The organism is Streptomyces sp. NPDC048370 (assembly GCF_043200825.1).
GTDB lineage: Bacteria > Actinomycetota > Actinomycetes > Streptomycetales > Streptomycetaceae > Streptomyces.
In genome coordinates, this window is record NZ_JBICYI010000018.1 from 78,050 (window position 1) to 103,662 (window position 25,613).

Below are 25,613 nucleotides of genomic sequence, written 5' to 3' on the forward strand. Positions count from 1 at the left end.
GTGCTTGTCCCTCAATCCCTGCGGAGCTGATTGTCGTTCGCGATCTTGAGCAGGTCGTCGATGCCCATGGAGTCCAGCGAGTCCAGGAGCGCGGCGGGGTCGTCCTGCGTGCCGCCCTGCGTGCCGTCCGGGTCGGCCGGGCGGGACGGCGGCGGCACCGTGACTCCCGCGAGACGGGCCAACTCGTCCAGGAGTCCGGCCGATCGGAGCCGGTCGAGCGGGATGGCCGCGATGGCGCGGCGCACCGCGCCGTCCGGGTCGCCGTCCCCTTCGCCGCCGGCGGTGCCTCCACCGGCACCTCGACCCGCGCCGGCCGGTGTCCGGTCGGCCTGCGGCGGCACCGCGAGTTCCGCCAGGATGTGCCGGGCCAGGGCGTCCGGGGTCGGGTGGTCGAACACCACGGTCGCGGCGAGCCGCAGGCCGGTGGCGTCCTTGAGCCGGTTGCGCAGCTCGACGGCGGTGAGCGAGTCGAAGCCCGCGTCGAGGAATCCGCGGGTGCTGTCCACGGCCGAGGCCCGGGCGTGGCCGAGCACCGCCGCCGCGTGGCCGCGGACGACGTCGAGCACCGCTCGCCGTCGCTGCTCCTCGCCGAGTCCGGCGAGGCGCGCGGGCAGTGCGGCCGCGTCGGTGCGCGGCGCCTGTGCGGGCGGGCGGACCAGGCCGCCGAGGAGGGCGGGCAGCGGGCCCGCCTGCCGGAGCAGCGCCGCGGTGTCGAGGCGGATCGCGGCGAGCGCGCCGGAGCCGGTGCGGCAGGCGGCGTCGAGGAGCGCCAGCGCCTCGGCGGAGGCCAGCGGACGGATCCCGCCGCGGGACATCCGCGCGCGGTCGCCGTCGCCGAGACCGCCGGTCATGGCGCTCTCGGCGGCCCACGGGCCCCACGCCAGGGAGACGGCGGGCAGTCCGAGGGCCCTGCGGTGTTCGGCGAGCGCGTCGAGGGCGGTGTTGGCGGCGGCGTAGTTGCCCTGGCCGGGGCCGCCGAAGGTGCCGGCGGCCGACGAGAAGAGGACGAACGCGGAGAGGTCCGCCGCACGGGTCAGCTCGTGCAGGTGCCAGGCGGCGTCCGCCTTCGGCCGCAGCACGGCGGAGAGCCGCTCGGGGGTGAGCGATCCGACGACGCCGTCGTCGAGGACGCCCGCCGCGTGCACCACGGCCGTCAGCGGCGGCTCGATGTCCGCGAGGAGTGCGGCGAGCGCGTCCCTGTCGGCCACGTCGCAGGCCGCCAGGCGTACGTCGGCGCCCAGGGCGGTCAGGTCGGCCGCGAGCTCGGTGGCGCCGGGGGCGGTCGCGCCCCGTCGGCCGGTGAGGACGAGGTTCCGTACGCCGTGTTCGGCGACGAGGTGGCGCGCCACGAGCCCGCCGAGCGTGCCGGTGCCGCCGGTGACGAGGACGGTGCCGTCGCCGTAGGGGGCGGTGGTGAGCACGACCTTGCCGACGTGCCGGGCCTGCGCCATCAGCCGGAAGGCCTCCTTGGCGCGGCCGAAGGGCAGCTGACGGACCGGCAGCGGCGTCAGGGCGCCGGCCGCGAAGAGCTCGACGACCTCGGCGAGGATCTCCTGGATGCGGTCGGGTCCCGCGTCCACCAGGTCGAAGGCCCGGTAGGAGACGTCGAGACCGGTACGGATGTCGGTCTTGCCGAGTTCCGCGAACCGGCCGCCCGGCGCGAGCAGGCCCAGGGACGCGTCCACGAACTCGCCCGCGAGCGAGTTGAGGACGACGTCCATCCCGCGTCCGCCGGTCGCCGCCTTGAACCGCTCGGCGAAGTCGGTCGTACGCGAGGAGGCGATGTGGTCGTCGGCGAGACCGGCGGCGCGCAGCACGTCGTGCTTGCCGGGGCTCGCGGTGCCGAAGACCTCCGCGCCCCAGAGCGTGGCGAGTTGGGTGGCGGCCATGCCCACACCGCCGGCGGCGGCGTGGACGAGCACCCGGTCCCCGGGGCGTACGTCGGCGACGTCGCGCAGGCCGAACCAGGCGGTGAGGAACGCCGACGGCACGGCGGCCGCCTCGGCGAAGCCCCACCCGGCGGGGACCGGCACGACGAGTCGCCGGTCGGCCACGCAGGAGGAGCCCATGGATCCGGGCAGCAGGCCGAACACCCGGTCGCCCGGGGCCAGGTCGTCCACGTCCGGCCCGACCTCGGTGACCACGCCGGCCGCCTCGACACCGAGCGGCTGGGGGTCGCCCGGGTAGAGGCCGAGCACGGTGAGCACGTCGCGGAAGGTGACGCCGGTGGCCCGGACGGCGACCCGTACCTCGCCCGCCGCGAGCGGCGGTTCGGGGCAGGGGGCGGCGGTCAGAGCGTCGACCGTCCCGTTCGCACCGGGCTCCAGGCTCCACCCGCCGGCGGGCAGGACGATCGCGTCGGAGCCCGCGCGGGCGAGCCTCGGCGCGGAGACCGCGCCCGCCCGGACGGCGACCTGGGGTTCCCCGCAGGCGAGGGCGCCCGCGAGGGCGCGCGCCGACTCGGGGGTGCCGTCGAGGTCGGCGAGGACGATCCGGTCGGGGTGTTCCGTCTGGGCGGACCGCACGAGGCCCCACGCGGCGCGCGCGGCGATGTCGGCCGGCTCGTCGGCGGAGACGGCGACGGCGCCGCGCGTGACCACGGCGAGCCGGGCGCCGGCCCCTTCGTCGGCGAGGAAGTCCCGCAGGACCGCGAGGACTTCGGCCGTCACCCGGTGCGTCTCGGCCACGGGTTCGGCACCGGGCTCCGTCGTGACCGGGAGGAGTACGGTGTCGGGCGCCTGTGCGCCGACCTCGGCTCCCGCGGCCCGCAGTCCCTCCACGAGGGTGGTGACGTCGGTCGACGTACCTGCCGAAGTGCCGGTCAGGGAGAAGCGACGGGCCGGGGTACCGGTGGGCTCGACGGGCACCCAGTGGGTCTCGAAGAGCGCGTCGGGCACGGCGGGCGCCGCTGCGGGCCGCAGGCGCAGCGACCCGATCGCGGCCACCGGCAGACCGTCGGCGTCGGACAGTTCCACCGCGAGGGCGCCCGCGTCACCCGTACGGGAGAGACGGGCGCGGACGGCCCGGGCGCCACGCGCGAACACCCGCACGCCGGTCCACGCGAACGGCAGGCCGCCGTGCGCGGGGTCGGTGATCAGGCCGCCGACGCCGATGGCGTGCAGGGCGGCGTCGAGCAGGGCCGGGTGGACCGCGCAGCGGTCCGCGTCGGCGACCCCGGCGGGCAGCTCGACCTCGGCGAACACCTCGGCCGCCGGGCCCTCGCCGCGTCGCCACGCGGCGCGCAGGCCCTGGAACGCGGGCCCGTAGCCGAAGCCGGCGTCGGTGAGACCCGCGTACATCGCGGCGACGTCGGCGGGCTCGGTGCCCGCGGGCGGCCACTCCCCCGCCACAGGCGCGGTCTCCGCCACCTCGCCCAGCACGCCGGTGGCGTGGCGGGTCCAGTCCCCGTCGGTGCGCGCGTGCAGGGCGACCGACCGGCGGCCGTCGTCCTCGGCGGCGCCGACGGTGACGCGTACCTCCACCGCGCCGTCCACGGGCAGGGCGAGCGGCGCTTCGAGCGTCAGCTCCTCCACACCGCCCGCGCCGGTCCGGTCGGCGGCGGCGAGCGCGAGCTCGAGGAGGGCCGTGCCGGGCAGCAGCACGGTGCCGCGCACGACGTGTTCGGCCAGCCAGGGCCGCGCCGACGGGGACAGCCGTCCGGTGAGCACGGCGCCGCCGTCCGGCAGGTCGACCGCGGCGGCCAGCAGCGGGTGCCCGGCGGCGGACAGGCCCGCGCTCCGGAGGTCCGCGGCGGGAGCGGCGGGCAGCCAGTAGTGCTCGCGCTGGAAGGCGTACGTCGGCAGGGCGACGCGGGCGCCGCCCCGGCCGGCGAAGTACGCGGCCCAGTCGAGCGGGAGACCGTCGGCGTGGGCGCGGGCAAGCGCGTCGGTGAGCGCGGTCGTGTCGGGGCGGCCGGCGCGCAGCAGCGGCACGGTCAGCGGCTCGCGCTCCTCGCCGGCACCGTCGACGGCGGAGGAGTCCGAGCCGGGCTCGGCCAGGGTGCCCTGTGCCATCGCGGTGAGGACACCGTCCGGGCCGATCTCCAGGTGGCGGACGGCGCCCGCCGCGCGCAGACCGAGCACCGCGTCGTGGAACCGCACGGTCTCCCGCACGTGGCGCGCCCAGTGGTCGGGCGAGCGGACCTCGTCGGCGGTCAGCGGGCGACCGGTCAGCGCGGAGACCACGGGCACCGTCGGCGTACGGAACTCGAGGCCCGCCACGACCGAACGGAACTCCGCCAGCATCGGCTCCATCAGGGGCGAGTGGAAGGCGTGCGAGACGCGCAGGCGCCTGGTCCGGCTGCCCTCGGCGGCCAGCCGCGCGGCCGCGTCGGAGACGGCGGCCTCGGCGCCGGACAGGACGAGCGCACGCGGTCCGTTGACGGCGGCGAGGGCGACCTCGTCGCTCAGCAGGGGCCGCAGCCGCTCCTCGGTCGCCTCCACGGCGATCATCGCGCCGCCCTCGGGCAGCGCGCCCATCAGCTTCCCCCGCGCGGCCACGAGCACCGCCGCGTCGGGCAGCGTGAGCACGCCCGCCAGGGTCGCGGCGGTGATCTCGCCGAGCGAGTGTCCTGCGAGCAGGTCGGGGACGACGCCCCATGAGCGCAGCAGCGCGGCGAGCGCGAACTCGACGGCGAACAGCGCGGGTTGCGCGTACTCCGTGCGGTCGAGCACCTCGGCAGGGCCGGTCAGGACCAGGTCACGCAGCGGGCGGTCGAGCAGCCGGTCGAACTCCGCGCAGACCGCGTCGAACGCGTCGGCGTAGGCGGGGTGGGCGGTGTAGAGGTCGGCGCCCATGCCCACGCGCTGCGCGCCCTGGCCGGTGCACAGGAACGCCGTACGCCCCTGGCGGGCGGCGACGGGCCGGGCTCCGGCGAGTCCTGCGAGCAGGTCGTCGGAGCGGGAACCGGCGGCGGCCACGCGGTACTCGAAGGCGGTACGGGTGGTGGCGAGCGCACGGGCGACCGCCACCGGGTCGGCGTCCGGGTGCGCGGCGACGTGGGCCCGCAGCCGCTCGACCTGGGCGAGCGCCGCTTCGGGCGACCGGCCGGACACCACCCACGGGACGTCCCCGCCGTCCCCTGCCGGCGCGGCGGGCGTGAGGTCCTCGACGGGCGGGGCCTGTTCGAGGATGACGTGCGCGTTGGTGCCGCTGACTCCGAACGAGGACACGCCCGCGCGGCGCGGCGCACCCGTCTCGGGCCACGGTGTCTCCTCCGTGAGGACGGAGACGGCACCCCTGGTCCAGTCGACGGCCGTGGAGGGGCGGTCGACGTGCAGGGTGGCGGGCAGGGTGCCGTGGCGGAGCGCGAGCACGGTCTTGATGACGCCGGCGGCGCCGGACGCGGCCTGCGTGTGGCCGAGGTTGGACTTCACCGAGCCGATCAGCAGCGGACGGTCCCGGTCCTGCCCGTACGCCGCCTGCAGCGCCTGCGCCTCGATGGGGTCGCCGAGGGCGGTGCCGGTGCCGTGGGCCTCCACGGCGTCGACGTCGGACGGCGCGAGTCCTGCACCCGTCAGGGCGGCGCGGATGACGCGCTGCTGCGACGGGCCGTTGGGCGCGGTCAGCCCGTTGGAGGCGCCGTCGGAGTTGACGGCGGAGCCGCGCAGCACGGCGAGGACCTCGTGGCCCCTGCGGCGTGCGTCGGACAGCCGCTCGACGAGCAGCAGGCCCACGCCCTCGCCCCAGCCGGTGCCGTCGGCGGCGTCGGCGAACGCCTTGCAGCGCCCGTCGGCGGCCAGGCCGCCCTGCCGCCCGAACTCGACGAAGACGCCGGGGGTTGCCATCACGGTGACGCCGCCGGCGAGGGCGAGGTCGCACTCGCCGGAGCGCAGCGCGGCGGCGGCCCAGTGCAGGGCCACGAGCGACGAGGAGCAGGCGGTGTCGAGGGTGACCGCGGGGCCCTCCAGGCCCAGTACGTAGGCGAGTCGGCCGGAGACCACGCTGCCGGACGTGCCGGTGAGCAGATGGCCCTGCAGCTCGTCGGGTGTGCCGTAGAGGCTGGTCAGGTAGTCCTGGCCGCCGTAGCCGACGAACACACCGGTCCTGCTGCCCCGTACCGAGCGGGGGTCGATGCCCGCGTTCTCCAGGACCTCCCACGCGGTCTCCAGCAGGAGCCGCTGCTGCGGGTCCATGCCGACGGCCTCGCGGGGGCTGATGCCGAAGAACCCGGCGTCGAAGGCGCCCGCGGAGTCGAGGAAGGCGCCGACCTTCGCGTACCCCGCGTCGGTGACGTCCCATCCTCGGTCGGCCGGGAAGCCGCCCATCGCGTCGCGGCCCTGGAGCACCAGCTCCCACAGCCGCTCGGGCGAGTCGACGCCGCCGGGGAAGCGGCAGGCCATGCCGACGATGACGACCGGGTCGTCCTCGGCGGCGGTCCGGGCGACCGGCTCGGCGGCGCCGGCGACAGCGCCGGTGACGACGGTGTCGGCGCCGGGCAGCTGGTCGAGGAGGTGGTCGACGAGCGCCTCGGGCGTGGGGTGGTCGAAGACGAGCGTGACGGGCAGCTTCAGACCGGTCGCGTCACGCAGGCGATTGCGCAGCTCGACGGCGGTCAGGGAGTCGAAGCCCAGCTCCTGGAACGCGCGGCCCTCGGGGAGCGACGCGGCCGACGCGTGGCCCAGTACGGCCCCGGTCTCACCGAGCACCAGCTCCAGGAGCCCCGCCCGGTCGAGCGGTACGGGGCCGTCCTGCGCCGGCTCGGGCGCGGCGGGCTCGGCGGCCTCCGGCAGGTCGGCGAGGAGGGGGCTGCGGCGGGCCACGGTGAACGTCGAGGCGAAGACCGGCCAGTCGATGTCCGCGACGGCCAGTACGGTCTCGTCCCGGCCGAGGGCCCCGCGCAGCGCCGCGACGGCACGCTCGGGCGCCATGGCGGGCAGGCCCCAGCGGGCCATCTGCTCACGTGCGGGTCCATCGGACATGCCCGCGCCGCCCCAGTGGCCCCAGGCCACGGCGGTGGCGGGCAGGCCCTCGGCGCGGCGCCGCAGCGCCAGCGCGTCGAGGTGGGCGTTGGCGGCGGCGTACGCGGACTGGCCGCTGCTGCCCCAGACGCCCGCGCCCGAGGTGAAGAGCACGAAGGCCGAGAGCTCCTGATCGCGGGTCAGCTCGTCCAGGTGGCGTGCGCCCGCGACCTTGGCGGCGGCGACCTCGGCGAGGTCGGCCGGGGTCACGTCGGCGAGCGCCTTGTACCGCTCGATGCCCGCGAGGTGGAAGACGGCGGTGACGGGGTGCTCGGCGAGCAGCCGGGCCAGCGCGTCACGGTCGGCGGCGTCGCAGGCGACGACGTCGACCGCCGCGCCCAGCGCGGTCAGTTCGGCGACGAGGTCCCGGGCGCCGGGCGCGTCGGGGCCGCGCCGGTTCGTGAGCACGAGCCGCTCGGCGCCCGCGCCGGCGAGCCAGCGGGCGACCTGCGCGCCGAGGCCGCCGGTGCCGCCGGTGACCAGGACGGTCCCCTCGGGTCGCCACTCGGCGCCGACGGGGCCGCCCGGGGCGCGGCGCAGCCTCCTGCCGAACGCGCCGGAGGCGCGGACGGCCACCTGGTCCTCGTCGCCTGCCAGGACGGCCGCGAGCCGGTCGGCCACACGTCCGTCGACGTCGGCGGGCAGGTCGACGAGGCCGCCCCAGGCCCGGGGCCGCTCCAGGGCGGCCACCCGGCCGAGACCCCAGACCTGCGCCGTCGCCGGGTCCCCCACGGCGTCGGAGGGCCCGACGGCGACCGCGCCGCTGGTCACGCACCACAGCGGAACGCCGTCGAGGGCCTGTACCAGGGCGAGTACCCCGGGAAGCGGCTCGGGATCGCCGGGCGCGACAAGGAGCAGGACGCCCGCGTAGCCGGCCAGGTCACCCACGTCGGCCGGCAGTTCGGCCGTCGTACGGACGAGGTCCATGCGGGCGGACAGGGCGGTGGCCACGGTGTCGGCCCAGGTGTCGCCCTCGGGGAGCACGGCGAGCCAGCGGCCGGCCGGGGCGCCGGAGACGGTCAGGGGCGTCCAGTCGACGCGGTAGCGCCACGAGTCGACGGCGGTCTCGTCCGCGTGCCGCTCGTGCCAGGCGGCGAGGAGCGGGTGGACGGCGGCGAGCGGCTCCCGGTCGGTGTCGCCCGCGCCGAGCGCAGCGGCGAGGTCGTCGGCCGAGCCGCGCACGGCGGTCCAGAACTCCGCGTCCCCGCCCTGGTCCTGGGCGGGTACGTCGAGCCAGTAGCGCTCGCGCTGGAAGGCGTACGTCGGAAGGGGCACCGGGCGCGCGTCGGGCAGGGCGGCCGTCCAGTCGACCGGCACGCCCCGTACCGCGGCCTCGGCGAGCGAGGCGAGGAACGTGGCGGGGCCCCCGGCGTCACGGCGCAAGGAGCCGAAGGCGAGGACCCTCTCGTCGGCCTCCTGCACGGCGGCGGTGAGCACGGGGTGCGGGCTGACCTCGACGAACGTACCGAAGCCCGCGTCGAGGAGGGTGCGTGTGGCGGTGTCGAAGCGGACCGGCTCCCGCAGGTTGCGGAACCAGTACGCGGCGTCGAGACCGGTCGTGTCGAGGAAGCCGCCGGTCACCGACGACACGAACGCGACGTCGGCGGCGCGCGGCCGGATCGCGGCGGTGGCGGCGAGGACCTCGGCGCGTACGGCCTCGACCTGGGCGGAGTGCGACGCGTAGTCGACGGGGATCCGCCGGGCCCGCAGTCCGTCGCGTTCGGCCGCGGCCATCAGTTCGTCCAGGGCCGCGGCGTCGCCGGACACGACGGTGGCGGCGGGGCCGTTGACCGCGGCCACCGACAGCCGCTCGCCCCACGGCGCCAGCAGCTCGCGCGCGGCGTCCTGGGCGAGCGGCAGCGCGACCATGCCGCCCAGGCCCGCGACCGCGCGCAGGGCCCGCGCGCGGGCGGTGACCAGCAGGGCGGCGTCCTCCAGGGACAGCGCGCCCGCGACGCAGGCGGCGGCGATCTCGCCCTGCGAGTGGCCGACGACGGCCGCGGGCTCGACGCCGTGGGCGCGCCAGAGCGCGGCGAGGGACACCATCACGGCCCACAGGGCGGGCTGGACGACGTCGACGTTCTCCAGCGCGGCCGGGTCGGCGAGGACCTCGCGCAGCGACCAGTCCACGTGCGGGGCGAGCGCGGCGGCGCACTCGTCGAGGCGGTGGGCGAACTCGGGCGAGGAGGCGGCCAGTTCGAGGGCCATGCCGACCCACTGCGCCCCCTGCCCGGGGAAGACGAAGGCGACCCGGCCGGGTCCACCCGCGAGGCCGCGGACGACGCCCGCGGCGGGGTTCCCGGCAGCGAGGGCGGCGGTACCGCGCAGCAGCTCCGCCCGGTCCGCGCCGACGACGACGGCGCGGTGCTCGAAGGAGGACCGGGTGGTGGCCAGGGCGAGGGCGATGTCGCGCGGCTCGGCGGTGGGCCGCTCGGCCAGGTGCGCGAGGAGCGCGGCGGCCTGGCCGCGCAGGGCGTCCTCGGTGCGGCCGGACAGCGCCCACGGCACCGGCCCGGCCGCGGCCGCGCGCTCGGGCTCCGGCTCGGCGGCGGGCGCCTCCTCCACGATGACGTGCGCGTTGGTGCCGCTGACGCCGAACGCGGACACACCGGCCCGACGCGGACGGTCGCCCGCGGGCCAGGCGCGGGCCTCCGCCAGCAGCCGTACGTTGCCCGCCGACCACTCGACCTTCGGCGTGGGGGCGTCCACGTGCAGGGTCTTCGGCAACACGCCGTGACGCAGCGCGAGTACGGCCTTGAGCACGCCGGCGACACCCGCCGCGGCCTGCGTGTGGCCGAGGTTGGACTTCACCGAGCCCAGCCACAGCGGCTCGGCCCGGTCGGCGCCGTAGGCGGCGAGCAGCGCCTGCGCCTCGATCGGGTCGCCGAGGACCGTGCCCGTACCGTGCGCCTCGACGAGGTCCACGTCGGCGGGCGAGAGCCGGGCGTCGGCGAGCGCCGCCTTGATGACCCGCTGCTGTGCCGGGCCGTTCGGGGCGGTGAGGCCGCTGCTCGCGCCGTCCTGGTTGACGGCCGAGCCGCGCAGCACGGCGAGGACCGGGTGGCCGAGGCGGCGGGCGTCGGAGAGCCGCTCGAGGAGGAGGACGCCCGCGCCCTCGCCCCAGCCGGTGCCGTCGGCGGCGGCCGCGAACGGCTTGCACCGGCCGTCGGGGGCGAGGCCGCGCTGGCGGGAGAACTCCACGAACGTGGCGGGCGAGGACATGACCGTCACACCGCCGGCGAGGGCCATCGCGCACTCCCCCGACCGCAGGGACCGCATCGCGAGGTGCAGCGCCACGAGCGACGCCGAACAGGCCGTGTCGACGGTGGCCGCCGGGCCCTGGAGCCCGAGGACGTAGGCGAGGCGCCCGGACAGGACGCTGGCCGCGTTCCCGGTGCCGGCGTACCCCTCGACGCGGTCGAGGACGGGCCGCGCGGCGGAGATGTAGTCCTGGCCGTTGGTGCCGAGGAAGACGCCGACGTCCTTGCCGCGCAGCGACTTGGGGTCGATCCCGGCGCGCTCGACGGCCTCCCACGCGGTCTCCAGGGCGAGCCGCTGCTGCGGGTCCATCGCGAGCGCCTCACGCGGCGAGATCCCGAAGAACCCGGCGTCGAACTCGTCCGCGCCGTCGAGGAACCCGCCCTCACGCACGTACGACGTACCCGCGTGCTCCGGGTCCGGGTGGTACAGGCCCTCCACGTCCCAGCCCCGGTCGTCCGGGAACGGGGAGAGCGCGTCTCGGCCGTCCGCGAGCAGCCGCCACAGGTCCTCGGGGGACGCGACGCCGCCGGGGAAGCGGCAGCCCGCGCCGACCACCGCGACGGGTTCGGCGGCGCGTTCGGCCGTCTCGCGCAGCGTCTGGCGCGCCTGGGTCAACTCGCCCGTGACCCACCGCAGGTGGTCGAGCAGCTTGCTCTCGTTCTCCACGTTCAGGACTTCCCGAGCTCGTTTTGGATGAAATCGAAGATCTCGTCGGCGGATGCCGTGCTCAGCTGGTCGGCGGCGGCCGCCGAGGAACCGGCGGTCACCGGCGTCCACTCGCCCAGCAGGCGGCGCAGCTCGGCGGTGACCTTCGCGCGGGTCGACTCGTCCGCCCCGGCCGGGTCCAGCCCGGCGAACCGGTCGAGGTCGGCCACCGACGGCGCCGTCTCCGCGGGGGCGAGCCCGGCCGCGAGGTGCGCGGCCAGTTCGTCCCCCGTGGGGTGGTCGAAGACCAGCGTGAGCGGCAGCGTGAGCCCGGTGGCCCGGGTCAGCCGGTTGCGCAGCTCCACCGCGGTGAGCGAGTCGAACCCGAGGTCGAGGAAGCCGCGTTCGGTGTCTACGGCCGCCGCGTCCCGGTGCCCGAGTACGGCGGCGACCGAGGTACGGACGAGGTCGAGGACGACCCGACCGCGTTCGGCGGCAGACAGGCCCGCGACGCGCTGCCGCAGCTCCGCCTCGGCGGGGGCCGCCCCCGCACCCGGCGCGACGGCCCGGTGGGCCTCGGGGATGCCGGAGATCAGCGGGCTGGGCCGCACGGCGTGCAGGGAGGGCGCGAGCCGCGCCCAGTCCACGTCCGCGAGGACCACGGCCGGGTCGCCGCCGGCGATCTCCCGGCTGAGCGCCTCGATGGCCCGCTCGGGGTCCATGGAGCGCAGGCCGTCGCGGTCCAGGCGCCTGCGCACCTCGTCCGCGTCGGCCATGCCGCCGCCCGCCCACGCGCCCCACGCCACCGAGGTGGCGGGCAGGCCCGCGGTCCTGCGGCGCTCGGCGAGGGCGTCGAGGTGGGCGTTGGCCGCGGCGTAGTTCGCCTGGCCCGCGCCGCCGACGACACCCCCGAGCGCGCCGAACAGCACGAAGGCGTCCAGGGGCAGACCCTCCGTCAGCTCGTGCAGCGCGGTCGCGGCGTCGGCCTTGGCGCGCAGCACCGTGGCAAGACGCCGCGGGGTCAGGGAATCGTGCACGCCGTCGTCCAGGACGCCCGCCGTGTGCACGACCGCCGTCAACGGCGGCCCGTCGGCGGCGATCCGGTCGAGCAGCGCGCCGAGCGCGGTGCGGTCGGCCGCGTCGCAGGCCTCGGCCACGGCCTGGGTGCCGAGCGCGGTCAGCTCCGCCACCAACTCGGCGGCGCCCTCGGCGGCCGGTCCGCGCCTGCTCACCAGGACGACACGGTCGGCGCCCGAGCGGGCCGCCCAGCGGGCCACGTGCCCGCCCAGGGCGCCCGTGCCGCCGGTGACGAGGACGGTGCCGGTGGGACGCCATCCCTCGGGTGCGGGGGTGGTCGCGCGGACGAGCCTGCGGCCGAGGACGCCGGTGGCGCGCACGGCCACCTGGTCCTCTCCCTCGATCCCGGCGAGCACGTCGCACAGCAGGCCGACGGCGTGGGCGTCCGGGTCGGCGGGCATGTCGACCAGGCCGCCCCAGCGGTGCGGTGCCTCCAGGCACAGCACCCGGCCGAGGCCCCAGACCTGCGCCTGAGCCGGGTCGGCGACATCGCCTTCGGCCACGCCCATGGCGTCGGCGGTCACGCACCACAGCGGTGCGGACGTGTCGGCGTCACCCAGCGCCTGCGCGAGCACGAGGGTGGCGGCGGTGCCGTCCCCGCCGAGCGCGAGCAGCGACAGGACACCGTCCACGGGACCCGCGACCTGCTCGGCGAGCCGGGCCCGCTCGGGAGCCTCGGGTACGACCAACTCGACGGCGTCCACGCCCCGTTCGGCGAGACCGCGCAGTGACGCCCGTACGAGCGGGTGATCCGCGCGGGCGGCCGGGACGGCGACCGCCCAGCGGCCGAGCAGCGGCTTGTCGGCCACTCCGTCGACCCGTTCCCAGCGCACGCGGTAGCGCCACGACGCGACGGGGTCGGCCGAGGGCCGCTCGGGGGTCTCCGGCCAGAAGCGGGTGCGCTGGAACGGGTACGTCGGCAGGTCGACCCGGCGCGCCCCGGCGCCGGCGAAGAAGGCCGGCCAGTCGACGGCCACGCCGGACCGGGCGAGCCCGTCGACCAGCGCGAGCGCCTCGGGCCTGCCCTTGCGCAGCAGGGGCACGGCACCTTCGGTCAGCGCGGCGAGCACACCGTCCGGGCCGACCTCGACGAGGGTGGTGACCCCGGCGTCCCGCAGCGCGGCGACACCGTCGGCGTACCGTACGGCCTCCCGCGCGTTGCGCAGCCAGTACCCGGGCGCACCCATGTCCTCGGCGGCCCCGGTCACGGTGGACACGACGGGGATACCGGGCGCGGCGAAGGCGACGGTGTCGAGGACGCGCGCGAACTCGGCGAGCATCGGCTCCACCCGGTGCGAGTGGAAGGCATGACTCACCGTCAGCTGCTTGGTCCTGCGGCCGAGTTCGGACCAGTGGGCCGCCACGGCCAGGACCGCGTCCTCGTCGCCGGAGACGACGACCGACGACGGCCCGTTGACCGCCGCGATCCCCGCGCCCTCGACGAGCGTCGGGACGATCTCCTCCTCGGAGGCCTCCACGGCCACCATCGCGCCGCCCTGGGGCAGCGCTCCCATGAGCCGACCCCGCGCGGCGACCACGGTCACCGCGTCACGCAGCGACCAGACACCAGCGACGTGCGCGGCGACCAGCTCGCCGATCGAGTGGCCGGCCAGGAAGTCGGGGCGTACGCCCCACGACTCCAGCAGCCGGTAGAGGGCGACCTCGACGGCGAACAGCGCGGGCTGCGCGTACTCCGTGTCGTCCAGGCCCTCGCCCGAGGCGATCACCTCGCGCAGCGGACGGTCGAGGAGCGCGTCGAACTCGGCGCACACCGCGTCGAACGCCTCCGCGAACACCGGGTACACGGCTGCCAGTTCCTCGCCCATGCCCGCGCGCTGCGCGCCCTGGCCGGTGAAGAGGAACGCCGTCGAACCGTCCTCCCCGGCCGCGACCGGGTCGAGGTCGGCCAGACCGGCCAGCAGCCCGTGGTGATCGGCGCCCGTCACCACGGCGCGGTACTCGAAGCGGGACCGCGCGGTGGCGAGGGTCAGACCGATGTCGGCCGGACGCACCTCGGGGTGGGCCGTCACGAAGGCGTGCAGCCGCTCGGCCTGCGCCCGCAGGGCCGGCTCCGTACGCGCCGAGAGCAGCCACGGCACCACGGCATCGCCGTGCGGCGGTTCGGCCGCCACGGGTGCGACCGGCTCGGTGGGCCCGGTCGGCTCGGTGGGCCCGGTCGGCTCGGTGGGCCCGGTCGGCTCCGTGGGCCCGGTCGGCTCGGTGGGCCCGGTCGGCTCGCCCTCCTCGATCACGACGTGCGCGTTGGTCCCGCTCACGCCGAACGACGACACACCGGCGCGGCGGGGACGCTGCCCCGCCGGCCAGGGCTGCGGCTCGGTGAGCAGCCGTACCGCGCCCGCCGACCAGTCGACCTGCGGGGACGGCTCGGTGACGTGCAGGGTGCGCGGCAGTTCGCCCGCGTTCAGCGCGAGCACCATCTTGATGACGCCCGCGACACCGGCGGCGGCCTGGGTGTGGCCCAGGTTCGACTTGACCGAGCCGAGCCACGCGGGTTCGGCGCGGTCCTGGCCGTACGTGGCCAGGAGCGCCTGCGCCTCGATCGGGTCGCCGAGCGTGGTGCCCGTGCCGTGCGCCTCGACGGCGTCCACGTCGGACGGTTCGAGGCCGGCGTTGGCCAGCGCCTGGCGGATGACCCGCTGCTGCGAGGGGCCGTTCGGCGCGGTGAGGCCGTTGGAGGCGCCATCCTGGTTGATCGCCGTGCCGCGGACGACCGCCAGGACCTGGTGTCCGTTCCTGCGCGCGTCCGAGAGCCGCTCGACGAGCAGCATGCCCGCGCCCTCCGACCAGCCCGTGCCGTCGGCGCTGCCGGAGAAGGCCTTGCACCGGCCGTCGGCGGCCAGGCCGCGCTGGCGGGAGAAGTCGACGAACACGTCCGGGGTCGCCATGACGGTGACACCGCCGACGAGCGCCATCGAGCACTCGCCGGTACGCAGCGACTGGACGGCCCAGTGCAGGGCGACGAGCGAGGACGAGCACGCGGTGTCGACCGTGACGGCCGGGCCCTCCAGGCCGAGGACGTACGAGATGCGGCCGGAGAGCACGCTGGCGGAGTTGCCGATGCCGACGTAGCCCTCGGCGCTCTCGACGCTCGGGCGCAGCAGGGACACGTAGTCCTGGCCGTTGGTGCCGAGGAAGACGCCGACGTCCTTGCCGCGCAGCGACTTCGGGTCGAGGCCCGACCGTTCCACGGCCTCCCACGCGGTCTCCAGGGCGAGCCGCTGCTGCGGGTCCATCGCGAGCGCCTCACGCGGCGAGATCCCGAAGAACCCGGCGTCGAACTCCGCCGCGCCCTCGAGGAACCCGCCCTCACGCACGTACGACGTACCCGCGTGCTCCGGATCCGGGTGGTACAGGCCCTCGGTGTCCCAACCCCGGTCGCCCGGGAACGGGGACAGCGCCTCACGGCCCTCCGCGAGCAGCCGCCACAGGTCCTCCGGCGTCTCCACGCCGCCCGGGAGGCGGCAGGACATGCCGACGACGGCGATCGGGTCGTCGCCCGCCGTGCCGACGGCGACGGCAGCGACCGGCGCGACCCGCTCGCCCAGCAGCTCCCCGCGCAGGTGCTCGGCGAGCGCGCGCGGGTTCGGGTGGTCGAAGACCAGGGTCGCGGGCAGCCGCAGACCGGTCGCGGCGGCGAGGCGGTTGCGCAGTTCCACCGCCGTCAGCGAGTCGAAGCCCAGCTCCTTGAAGGCGTGACCGGGTGTCACGGCGTCGCCGTCCGCGTGGCCGAGGACCACGGAGGCGTGGCTGCGGACCAGGTCGAGCAGGAGCCGGTCGCGCTCGGCGGCGCCGAGCCCGGCGAGCCGCTGGGCGAGCGTGTCCTGCCCGGAAGCGGCGTCGGCGGCGCGGCGCGCGGGCCCTCGGACGAGGCCCCGCAGCAGCGCGGGGACGGGCGTGCCGCCCGTGGCGAACGACGTCAGGTCCAGCCACGCGGGCACGAGGACGGGGTCGGCGCCGCCGGTGGCTGCCCGGTCGAAGAGGGACAGCGCGTCGGCGGTGGGCAGCGGCACCACGCCGTCACGGGCGGCGCGGCGCAGGTCGGCGGTGCCGAGGTGGCCGGTCATTCCGCTGGCGTGCGCCCACAGGCCCCAGACCTGGGAGACGGCGGGCAGGCCGAGGGCGCGGCGGTGCTCGGCGAGCGCGTCCACGAACGCGTTGCCCGCCGCGTAGTTGCCCTGGCCCGGCGCCCCGAAGAGGCCTGAGGTGGAGGAGAACAGGATGAACGCGGCGAGGTCGTGACCCTGGGTCAGCCGGTGCAGGTGCCAGGCGGCGTCGACCTTGGGCCGCAGCGCGCGGTCGACCCGCTCGGGGGTCTGGGAGGCGATGACGCCGTCGTCGAGGACGCCGGCGGTGTGGACGACTCCGGTCAGCGGCCGCTCCGCGGTGATCTCCGCGATGAGCGCGGCAAGGGCCGTCCTGTCGGCGGCGTCGCACGCGGCGACGGACACCTCGGCGCCGAGGGCGCGCAGCTCCTCGGCGAGCGCGACGGCCTCGGGCGCGGCGGCGCCGCGCCGGCCGGCGAGCACGAGCCTGCGCACGCCGTGGACGGTCACCAGGTGCCTGGCGCACAGGGCGCCGAGGGTGCCGGTGCCACCCGTGACGAGGACGACGCCCTCGGGGTCCCATGCGGGCGCGGGCGCGTCGGTCAGCGGGGCGCGGACCAGGCGGGGTACGGAGGCGCGTCCCGCCCGGACGGCGATCTCCGGCTCGTCGACGGCGAGCGTCCCGGGCAGCTCCTGCAGGGCGTCCGGGCTGTCCACGTCGACGAGGACGAGCCTGCCGGGGTGCTCGGCGCGGGCCGAGCGGATCAGGCCCCAGACGGGTGCGTGCGCCAGGTCGGTGACGTCCTCCTCGCCCACGGCGACCGCGCCGTGGGTGAGGACCACGAGCCGTGTGGCGGCCAGCCGGTCCTCGGCGAGCCACTCCTGGAGCACGGCGAGCACGCGGTGCGTCGCGGCGTGCGCGGCGCCGACGACGTCCTCGACCTGCGGCGGCCTGCACGGCAGGACCAGGACGTCGGGGACGGTGTCCAGGGCGGCGACGGCGGCGACGTCCGCGTGGAGGCGGAAGCCGGGCAGCGGGAGATCGCCGAGGACGGCGATCCCGTCGGCGGTGGCGGCGGGGAGCGGTACGGGCGTCCACTCGACGCGGTACAGCTCGCGGTCCCTGGCCGACTCCGTGGCGCGGGGCTGCCGCAACTCGACGGAGTCGACCGTCAGTACGGGTGCCCCGGTGCCGTCGGTGGCGTACAGGGCGAACGTGTCCGGGCCCTTGGGAGAGAGCCGTACGCGCAGTCGGCTCGCGCCGACCGCGTGCAGGGTGACACCGCGCCAGGCACCGGGCACCAGGCCGGGGCGGACCTCCGCGAGGGCGGCGTCGAGCAGTGCGGGGTGCACGCCCCAGTCGCCCGCGCCCTCGGCGGTCACCTCGGCGACGACGTCATCGGCGCGTGCCGGTTCCCCGGCCGCGTCGACGGCGGTTCCGACGGCGGTTCCGGCGGCGGTTCGGCCGGTGAGCGCGCCGGTCGCGTGCCGGGTCCAGGGCCGGTCGTCCGAGGCGTCCTCCGGCCGGGAGAACACGGCGACCGAGCACGTACCGTCGGCCTCCTCGGTGCCCACGGTGACCTGCAGCCGCAGGGCGCCGTCGGTCGCCGCCAGGGGCGCGTCCTCGACGAGTTCGGCCAGTGCACGACCCCCGCCGGCCCAGAGCGCGAGCTCCACCGACGTGGCGGCGGACAGCGTGGTGCCGGAGGCCACCCGGCCGGTGAACACCTGGCCGCCGAGGTCCGCGAGGGCGGTGGCGGCGGCGAGCAGCGGGTGTCCGGCGTCGGCCAGGCCGAGGCCGGAGGCATCGCCCGCCGCCACCGGTCCCTCCGGCCAGAAGCGGCGGCGCTGGAAGGCGTACGTGGGCAGCTCGACGTGGCGGCCGCCCTGGCAGACGGTGGCCCAGTCGACGGGTACACCGCGTACGGCGGCCTCGGCGAGCGAGGTGAGGAAGCGGCGCGGGCCGTCCTCGTCGCGGCGCAGCGAACCGATCGCCGTGGCGGACGCGTCGACGGCGTCCGCCGTCTCCTGGACGGCCGAGGTCAGCACGGGGTGCGGGCTGACCTCCACGAAGACGGTACGGCCGTCGTCGAGCAGGGCGCGGACGACGGGCTCGAACCGGACGGTCTCACGGAGGTTCCGGTACCAGTAGCCCGCGTCGAGCGAGGCCGTGTCGAGCGGTCCACCGGTCAGCGTCGAGTGGAAGGGGACGTCGGAGGAGCTCGGCCGCACGTCCGCGAGGACGGTCAGGAGTTCGGCCTCGATCGACTCGACGTGGGCCGAGTGGGACGCGTAGTCCACCGGGATCCGTCGCGTCCGCACACCCTCGGCCGCACAGGCGGCCGTCAGCTCGTCCAACGCGTCCGGATCACCCGACACCACCGTCGCGGCGGGCCCGTTGAGCGCGGCGACCGAGACACGACCGGCCCACGGCACGATCCGCTCCGCCACGGCGTCGGCCGAAAGCGCGACCGACAACATGCCGCCCTGACCGGCCAACCGCTCACCGATCACCTTCGACCGCAGGGCCACGACCCGAGCGCCGTCGGACAGCGACAGGGCACCGGCGACGCACGCGGCGGCGATCTCACCCTGCGAGTGACCGACCACGGCCGACGGCACCACACCGTGCGCCCGCCACACCTCGGCCAGCGACACCATCACGGCCCACAACACCGGCTGCACCACGTCGACGCGGTCGAAGCCGGGTGCTCCCTCGGTCTCCCGGACCACGTCCAGCAGCGACCAGTCGACGAACGGGGACAGCGCGGCGGCACACTCCGCCATCCGCGCCGCGAACACCGGGGAAGAATCGAGCAGGTCCACGGCCATGCCGCGCCACTGCGCGCCCTGTCCGGGGAAGACGAACACGACGCCCGGGTCCGCGGCGTCGGCGGTGCCGGTGACCACGGAGTCCGCGGGCTCCCCGGCCGCCAGCGCGGTCAGGCCGCGCAGCGCCTGCGCGCGGTCGGCGGCGACGACGACCGCGCGGCGCGGCAGCGACGCCCGGGAGGCGGCCAACGACCAGGCCACGTCCACCGGTTCGAGCCCGGGCTCGGCGTCGATCCGCTCGGCGAGCCGGGCGGCCTGCGCGGCCAGGGCCGCGTCCGACCGCGCGGACAGGGTCCAGGGCACCCAGCGCGGGGCGACATCACGCTCGGCCGGCGCGGCCGGCTCCTCGGGGGCCTCTTCGAGGACCAGGTGCGCGTTCGTGCCGCTGGCGCCGAAGGACGAGACGCCCGCGCGGCGCGGCCGGTCGGACCGGGTCCACGACTCGGCCTCGGTCACCAGCTCGACGGAACCGGACGCCCAGTCGATGTGCGGGGAGGGCGCGTCCACGTGCAGCGTCCTCGGGACCTCGCCCTCGCGGAGCGCGAGCACCATCTTGATGACTCCCGCCACTCCGGCGGCGGGGCCGGTGTGGCCGATGTTGGACTTGAGCGAGCCGAGTCGCAGCGGCCGTTCGCGGTCCTGCCCGTAGGTGGCCAGCAGGGCGTTGGCCTCGATCGGGTCGCCCAGGGTCGTACCGGTGCCGTGTGCCTCGACGACGTCCACGTCGGACGCGGCGAGGCCCGAGGCTGCGAGCGCGGCGCGGATGACCCGCTGCTGCGCCGTGCCGTTGGGCGCGGTGAGCCCGGAGGACGCGCCGTCCTGGTTGATCGCAGAGCCACGCACCACGGCCAGGACGGGGTGGCCGTTGCGGCGCGCGTCCGAGAGCCGTTCCAGGAGCACGACACCCGCGCCCTCGGACCAGCCGATGCCGTCGGCCGCAGCGGCGAACGCCTTGCAGCGGCCGTCGGGGGAGAGACCGCGCTGCCGCGAGAACTCCACGAACGCGCGCGGGGTCGACATGACCATCACGCCGCCGGCGAGCGCGAGCGAGGACTCGCCGCTGCGCAGCGACTGCCCCGCGAGGTGCAGCGCGACCAGCGACGAGGAGCAGGCGGTGTCGACGCTGATCGCCGGGCCTTCGAGTCCGAGGGTGTAGGAGACCCGTCCGGACAGCACGCTGGCGTAGTTGCCGGTGCCGAGCAGCCCCTCGTCCACGCCGTTGCGCACCACGCCGTGACGCGTGTCGTAGCGCTGGTCGGTGACGCCGGCGAACACGCCCGTGGCGGAGCCGCGCAGCCCGAGCGGGTCGATGCCCGCGCGCTCGAACGCCTCCCACGCCATCTCCAGGAACAGGCGCTGCTGCGGATCCATCGCCAGCGCCTCGCGCGGGCTGACGCCGAAGAACGCGGCGTCGAAGTCGGCGGCACCGCCGAGGAATCCACCCTTGCTCAGATAGCTGCTGCCCGCCTTGTCGGGATCGGGGTCGTAGAGGCCGTCGAGGTCCCAGCCCCGGTCGGCGGGGAAGTCGCCGATGACCTCGCGGCCCTCGGCCAGTACGCGCCACAGGTCGTCGGGGCCTTCGACGCCTCCGGGGAACCGGCAGGCCATGGCGACCACGGCCAGCGGCTCGTCCGTGGCGGTCGCGCGGACGGGGGCGGGAACGGAGGCGCGTACCGGGGTGGCGGCGGGCGCGGGAACGGCAGGCGCGGGAACGGCGGTGCGTACGGGGGTACGGGCCGTGGTGGGCGGCGTCGCCGGGGCGCTCTCCAGCTCGGCGAGCAGGTGCGCGGCGAGCGCGGCGGGGTCGGGGTGGTCGAAGACGACGGTCGTCGGCAGGCTCAGGCCGGTCGCCTCGTTCAGCGCGGTCCGCAGGCGCAGTGCGGCCAGGGAGTCGAAGCCGAGGTCGCTGAAGCCGCGCTGCGGCTCGACGGCCGCCGGGTCGGCGTGGCCGAGCACCACGGCGGTCCGGGCGCGCACCAGGTCGAGCGCTTTGCGGCGGCGGTCGGCCGCGGGCAGCCCGGCGAGGCCGTCGCGCCAGGTCGTGGTGGAGTCGGCTTCGGCGGGCAGCTCCACGGGGGCGGCCACGGCCGTCGGGCGGACGATGCCGTCGACCGGAGGCCAGTAGCGCTCGCGCTGGAAGGCGTACGTCGGCAACTCGACCGCCCGCGCGCCCGTACCGGCGTGGAACGCGGCCCAGTCGACCCGTACGCCGCCGACATGGGCCTCGGCCAGATTGCCGAGGAGGGTCGGCAGGCCGCCGCTGTCACGCCGCAGCGAGCCCACCACGACAGCGGTGGCGTCGGCGGCCTCGACGGCTTCCTGCGTGCCGACGGCAAGGACCGGGTGGGGACTGGACTCGACGAAGCCCCGGTAGCCCTGGGCGAGAAGGCCCGCCACCGCGTCGGCGTACCGCACCGGCTCCCGCAGGTTCCGGAACCAGTACTCGGCGTCCAGCGCCGTGCCTTCGATCCAGCCGCCCGTCACGGTCGAGAACAGCGGGACGGTTCCCGCCGTGGGGACGACGTCGGCGAGGTCGGCGATCAAACGGTCGCGCAGCACGTCGACGGCGGGCGAGTGGGAGGCGTAGTCCACCGCGATGCGCCGGGCACGCACCCCCTTCTCCCCGCAGAGGGCGGCCAGTTCGTCGAGGGCGGTCGCCTCGCCCGCGACGACGACGGAACCCGGGCTGTTCACCGCCGCGACCACCGCGCGGCCCGCCCAGGGCTCCAGCAGCTCCCGCGCCGTGGCCTCCGGCGCGGCGACGGACAGCATCCCGCCCGAACCCGCGAGGCTCACCAGGCCCAGCCCGCGCAGGGCCACGACCCGCGCGCCGTCCGACAGCGACAGGGCGCCGGCGACGCACGCGGCGGCGATCTCACCCTGCGAGTGCCCCACCACGGCCGACGGCACCACACCGTGCGCCCGCCACACCTCGGCCAGCGACACCATCACGGCCCACAACACCGGCTGGACGACGTCGACCCGGTCCAGGTCGACCCCGTCCCGGACCACATCGAGCAGCGACCACTCGACGTACGGAGCCAAGGCCTCGGCGCACTCCGCCATCCGGGCGGCGAACACCGGGGAGGAATCGAGGAGTTCCGCCCCCATACCCACCCACTGCGAACCCTGACCAGGGAAGACGAACGCCACCCGGCCATCGCCGCCCGCGACACCCCGCACCACACCAGGCGCCTCAACACCCGATGCCAGCGCGGAAAGACCGGCCAACAGCTCGGCCCGGCCCCCACCGAGCACCACACCACGATGCCCCAGCACCGAACGCGTCGTACCCAGCGCCAACGCCACATCGCGCGGATCGGCATCGAGCGCCGAGCCGTGCGCGGCAAGACGCTCCGCCTGCGCACGCAGACCCGCGGCCGAATCGGCCGACAGGATCCAGGGCACCACCGGCAGATCCCGCACCGCGGGCTCCACGGGCGGAGCCTCGAACGGCGGCTCCTGCTCCAGCACCACATGCGCGTTCGTGCCGCTGACACCGAACGACGACACACCCGCCCGACGCGGAGCTCCCGTCTCGGGCCACTCCCGCGCCTCGGTCAGCAGCTCCACCGCGCCCGCAGACCAGTCCACGTGCGGCGACGGCTCGTCCACATGCAGCGTCCGAGGCAGCACACCATGCCGCATCGCCTGCACCATCTTGATCACACCCGCCACACCCGCAGCAGCCTGCGCATGGCCGATGTTCGACTTCACCGAGCCGAGCAGCAACGGCCGCTCCCGGTCCTGACCGTACGCGGCCAACAACGCCTGCGCCTCGATGGGATCGCCAAGGCGCGTCCCCGTGCCGTGCGCCTCCACCGCGTCCACGTCCGAGGACGCGAGACCCGCGTCCGCCAACGCCTGGCGCACCACGCGCTGTTGGGAGGGGCCGTTGGGGGCGGTGAGGCCGCTGCTCGCACCGTCCTGGTTGATGGCGCTGCCGCGCACGACGGCCAGGACGGGGTGGCCGTTGCGGCGCGCGTCCGACAGCCGTTCCAGGACCAGCAGTCCGACGCCCTCGCCGAAGCCGAAGCCGTCGGCGGCCGCGGCGAACGCCTTGCAGCGGCCGTCGGCGGCCAGCGCGCGCTGGCGGCTGTACTCGGTGAACACGGCAGGGGTCGACAGGACGGTCGCGCCGCCCGCGAGCGCCATCGTGGACTCGCCGGAGCGCAGCGACCTCACCGCGAGGTGCAGCGCGACCAGCGACGACGAGCAGGCCGTGTCGATGGACACGGCCGGGCCCTCCAGGCCCAGGGTGTAGGCGAGTCGGCCGGACAGCACGCTGGGCGAGGTGCCGGTGACGACGTAGCCCTCCAGCTGGGTGCCGGCGGCACCGGCGATGTCGGAGTAGTCCTCGCTGCTGAATCCGACGTACACGCTGGTCGCGGTTCCGCGCAGGCCGTCGGGGTCGATCCCGGCGCGCTCCAGCGCCTCCCACGCGGTCTCCAGGACCAGCCGCTGCTGCGGGTCCATCGCCAGCGCCTCGCGGGGGCTGACCCGGAAGAAGCCCGCGTCGAACCCGGCGGCGTCGGTGAGGAAGCCGCCTTCACGGGCGTACGAGGTGCCCGGCCGGTCGGGGTCCGGGTCGTAGACCGATGCCATGTCCCAGCCGCGGTCGGTGGGGAACGCCGAGACCGCGTCGGTCTCGTTCGCGATCAGCTCCCACAGGTCCTCGGGGGACGCGACGCCGCCGGGGTAGCGGCAGGCCATGCCGACGATCGCGATGGGCTCGCTGTCGCGGCTCTCGACCTCCCGCAGCCTGCGCCGGGTGGTCTGCAGGTCACCGGTGACCTGCTTGAGGTAGCTGAGCAGCTTCGCCTCGTCGGCCTTGGGCGCACCCCCAGGTCGGTCGGTCTGCTCGGTCATGCGATCCCCCGGTCGATCAGGTCGAACAACTCGTCTGCGGTGGCGGCGTCAAGCGCGGCCGCGTCGGATGCTTCTGCGGACTCGGCGGCGTCCCAGCGGGAGGCCAGTCGGCGCAGGTGCTCCGCGACGCGCGTCCGGTCGGCTCCGTCGGCGGGCAGCGCGGCGAACGCCCCCTCCAGGCGGGCCAGTTCGGCGATGAGCCGGTCGGCGGCCGCCCCTTCGGCCTCGCTCGGCATCAGGGACGCGAGCAGGTGGTCGGCGAGCGCGGCCGGCGTCGGGTGGTCGAAGACCAGCGTGGTCGCCAGGCGCAGCCCGGTGGCCGCGCCGAGCCGGTTGCGGAGCTCGACGGCGGTCAGCGAGTCGAAGCCCAGCTCCTTGAAGCCGCGCGCGAAGTCCACGGCGCCCGGTCCCGCGTACCCGAGTACGTCGGCGGCGTGGCCGCAGACGACGTCGAGCAGGGCGTGCGCGCGCTCGGTCTCCGGCAGCGCGGCGATCCGCGCGACGAGGGCCGCGGCGTCGTCGACGGGGCGTGCGGCCTGGGAGGCGGCCGGCCCGGCCGGGGCTCCGGTCAGGCCGCGCAGCAGCCGGGGCGCCGCTCCGGCGCGCAGGGCGGCGAGGTCGAGTCGCGCGGTGACGGTCACCGCGTCCCCGGTGCGGGTGGCCGCGTCGAAGAGGGCCAGGCCCTCGGCCGAGGCCATCGCCACGATGCCGCCCCGGCCCGCCCGTGCCACGTCGGCGGCGTCGAGGTGACCGGTCAGGCCGGTGGCGTCGGCCCACAGGCCCCAGGCGAGCGAGGTCGCGGGCAGTCCCTCGGCGCGGCGGCGCTCGGCGAGGCCGTCGAGGAACGCGTTCGCGGCCGCGTAGTTGGCCTGGGCGGGCGTGCCGAGGGTGGCGGCCGCGGAGGAGAACAGGACGAACGAGGACAGGCCGCGGTCCCGGGTCGCCTCGTGCAGGTGCTGGACGGCGTCGACCTTCGGGCGCAGTACGGCGGGCAGCCGTTCGGCGGTCAGCGCGGTGAGCACGCCGTCGTCGAGGGCGCCGGCGGTGTGCACGACGGCGGTCAGCGGCTGCTCGGCGGGCAGGCTCGCCAGGAGCGCGTCGACGTCGGCGCGCTCCGTGACGTCGCACCGCGCGAACCGGGCGGTGGCGCCCGACTCGGCCAGTTCCGCGACCAGTTCGGCGGCTCCCGGCGCGTCGGCGCCCCGGCGGCTGGCGAGGACCAGGTGCCGTGCGCCGTGCTCGGCGACCAGGTGCCGGGCCAGCATGCCGCCGAGGACGCCCGCGCCGGTGAGCAGCACGGTGCCGTCGGCGTAGGGGGCGACGGTGAACACGATCTTGCCGGTGTGGCGTGCCTGCGCCATGAACCGCAGCGCGGCGCGGGCGTCGGAGAGCGGCCAGGTGCGGGTGGGCAGGCCGCGCACCTCGCCGGCGGCGACGTGGGCGACGACCTCGGTCAGCAGGCCCTGGATGCGCTCGGGGCCCGCTTCCATCAGGTCGAAGGCGCGGTACGTGATGCCGGGCAGGGCCGCGGGGTCGCGGCGGTCGGTCTTGCCGAGCTCGACGAACCGGCCGCCGTCGGCGAGCAGTTCGAGGGAGGCGTCGGTGAGCTCGCCCGCCAGCGAGTTGAGCACGACGTCCACGGCCGGGAACCGCTGGGCGAACTCGGTGGTCCGCGAGGACGCGATGTGCTCCTCGTCCAGGCCTTCCGCGCGCAGCACCCCGTGCTTGGCCGGGCTCGCCGTGGCGAAGACCTCCGCGCCGAGCAGCCGGGCGAGCCGGACCGCGGCCAGACCGACGCCGCCTGCGGCGGCGTGCACGAGGACGCGGTCCCCGGGCCGTACGTCGGCGAGGTCGACCAGGGCGTAGCGGGCGGTGGCGTACGCGGACGGCAGTGCCGCGGCCTCCA

Annotated in this window: 2 protein-coding genes and 1 pseudogene (1 of these 3 cut by a window edge); all 3 read right to left on the reverse strand. The window is 76.5% G+C overall.

Annotation, left to right across the window (positions count from 1 at the left end; translation table 11 throughout):
* Positions 1-11: 11 nt before the first annotated feature.
* The gene (locus ACGFYP_RS30455) at positions 12-10,940 is read right to left on the reverse strand and encodes a type I polyketide synthase (RefSeq protein WP_393500428.1); all 10,929 of its coding nucleotides are present in this window, start codon (positions 10,938-10,940) and stop codon (positions 12-14) included.
* A complete protein-coding gene (locus tag ACGFYP_RS30460) occupies positions 10,889-23,707 on the reverse strand; it encodes an SDR family NAD(P)-dependent oxidoreductase (protein ID WP_393500338.1) in 12,819 nt (4,272 codons plus the stop codon). The genes ACGFYP_RS30455 and ACGFYP_RS30460 overlap by 52 nt, the downstream gene beginning before the upstream one ends.
* Positions 23,704-25,613: pseudogene (locus tag ACGFYP_RS30465) on the reverse strand (SDR family NAD(P)-dependent oxidoreductase) (its annotated part continues 4,759 nt past the right edge of the window); the annotation flags it as partial. The pseudogene ACGFYP_RS30465 and the gene ACGFYP_RS30460, both read right to left, overlap by 4 nt.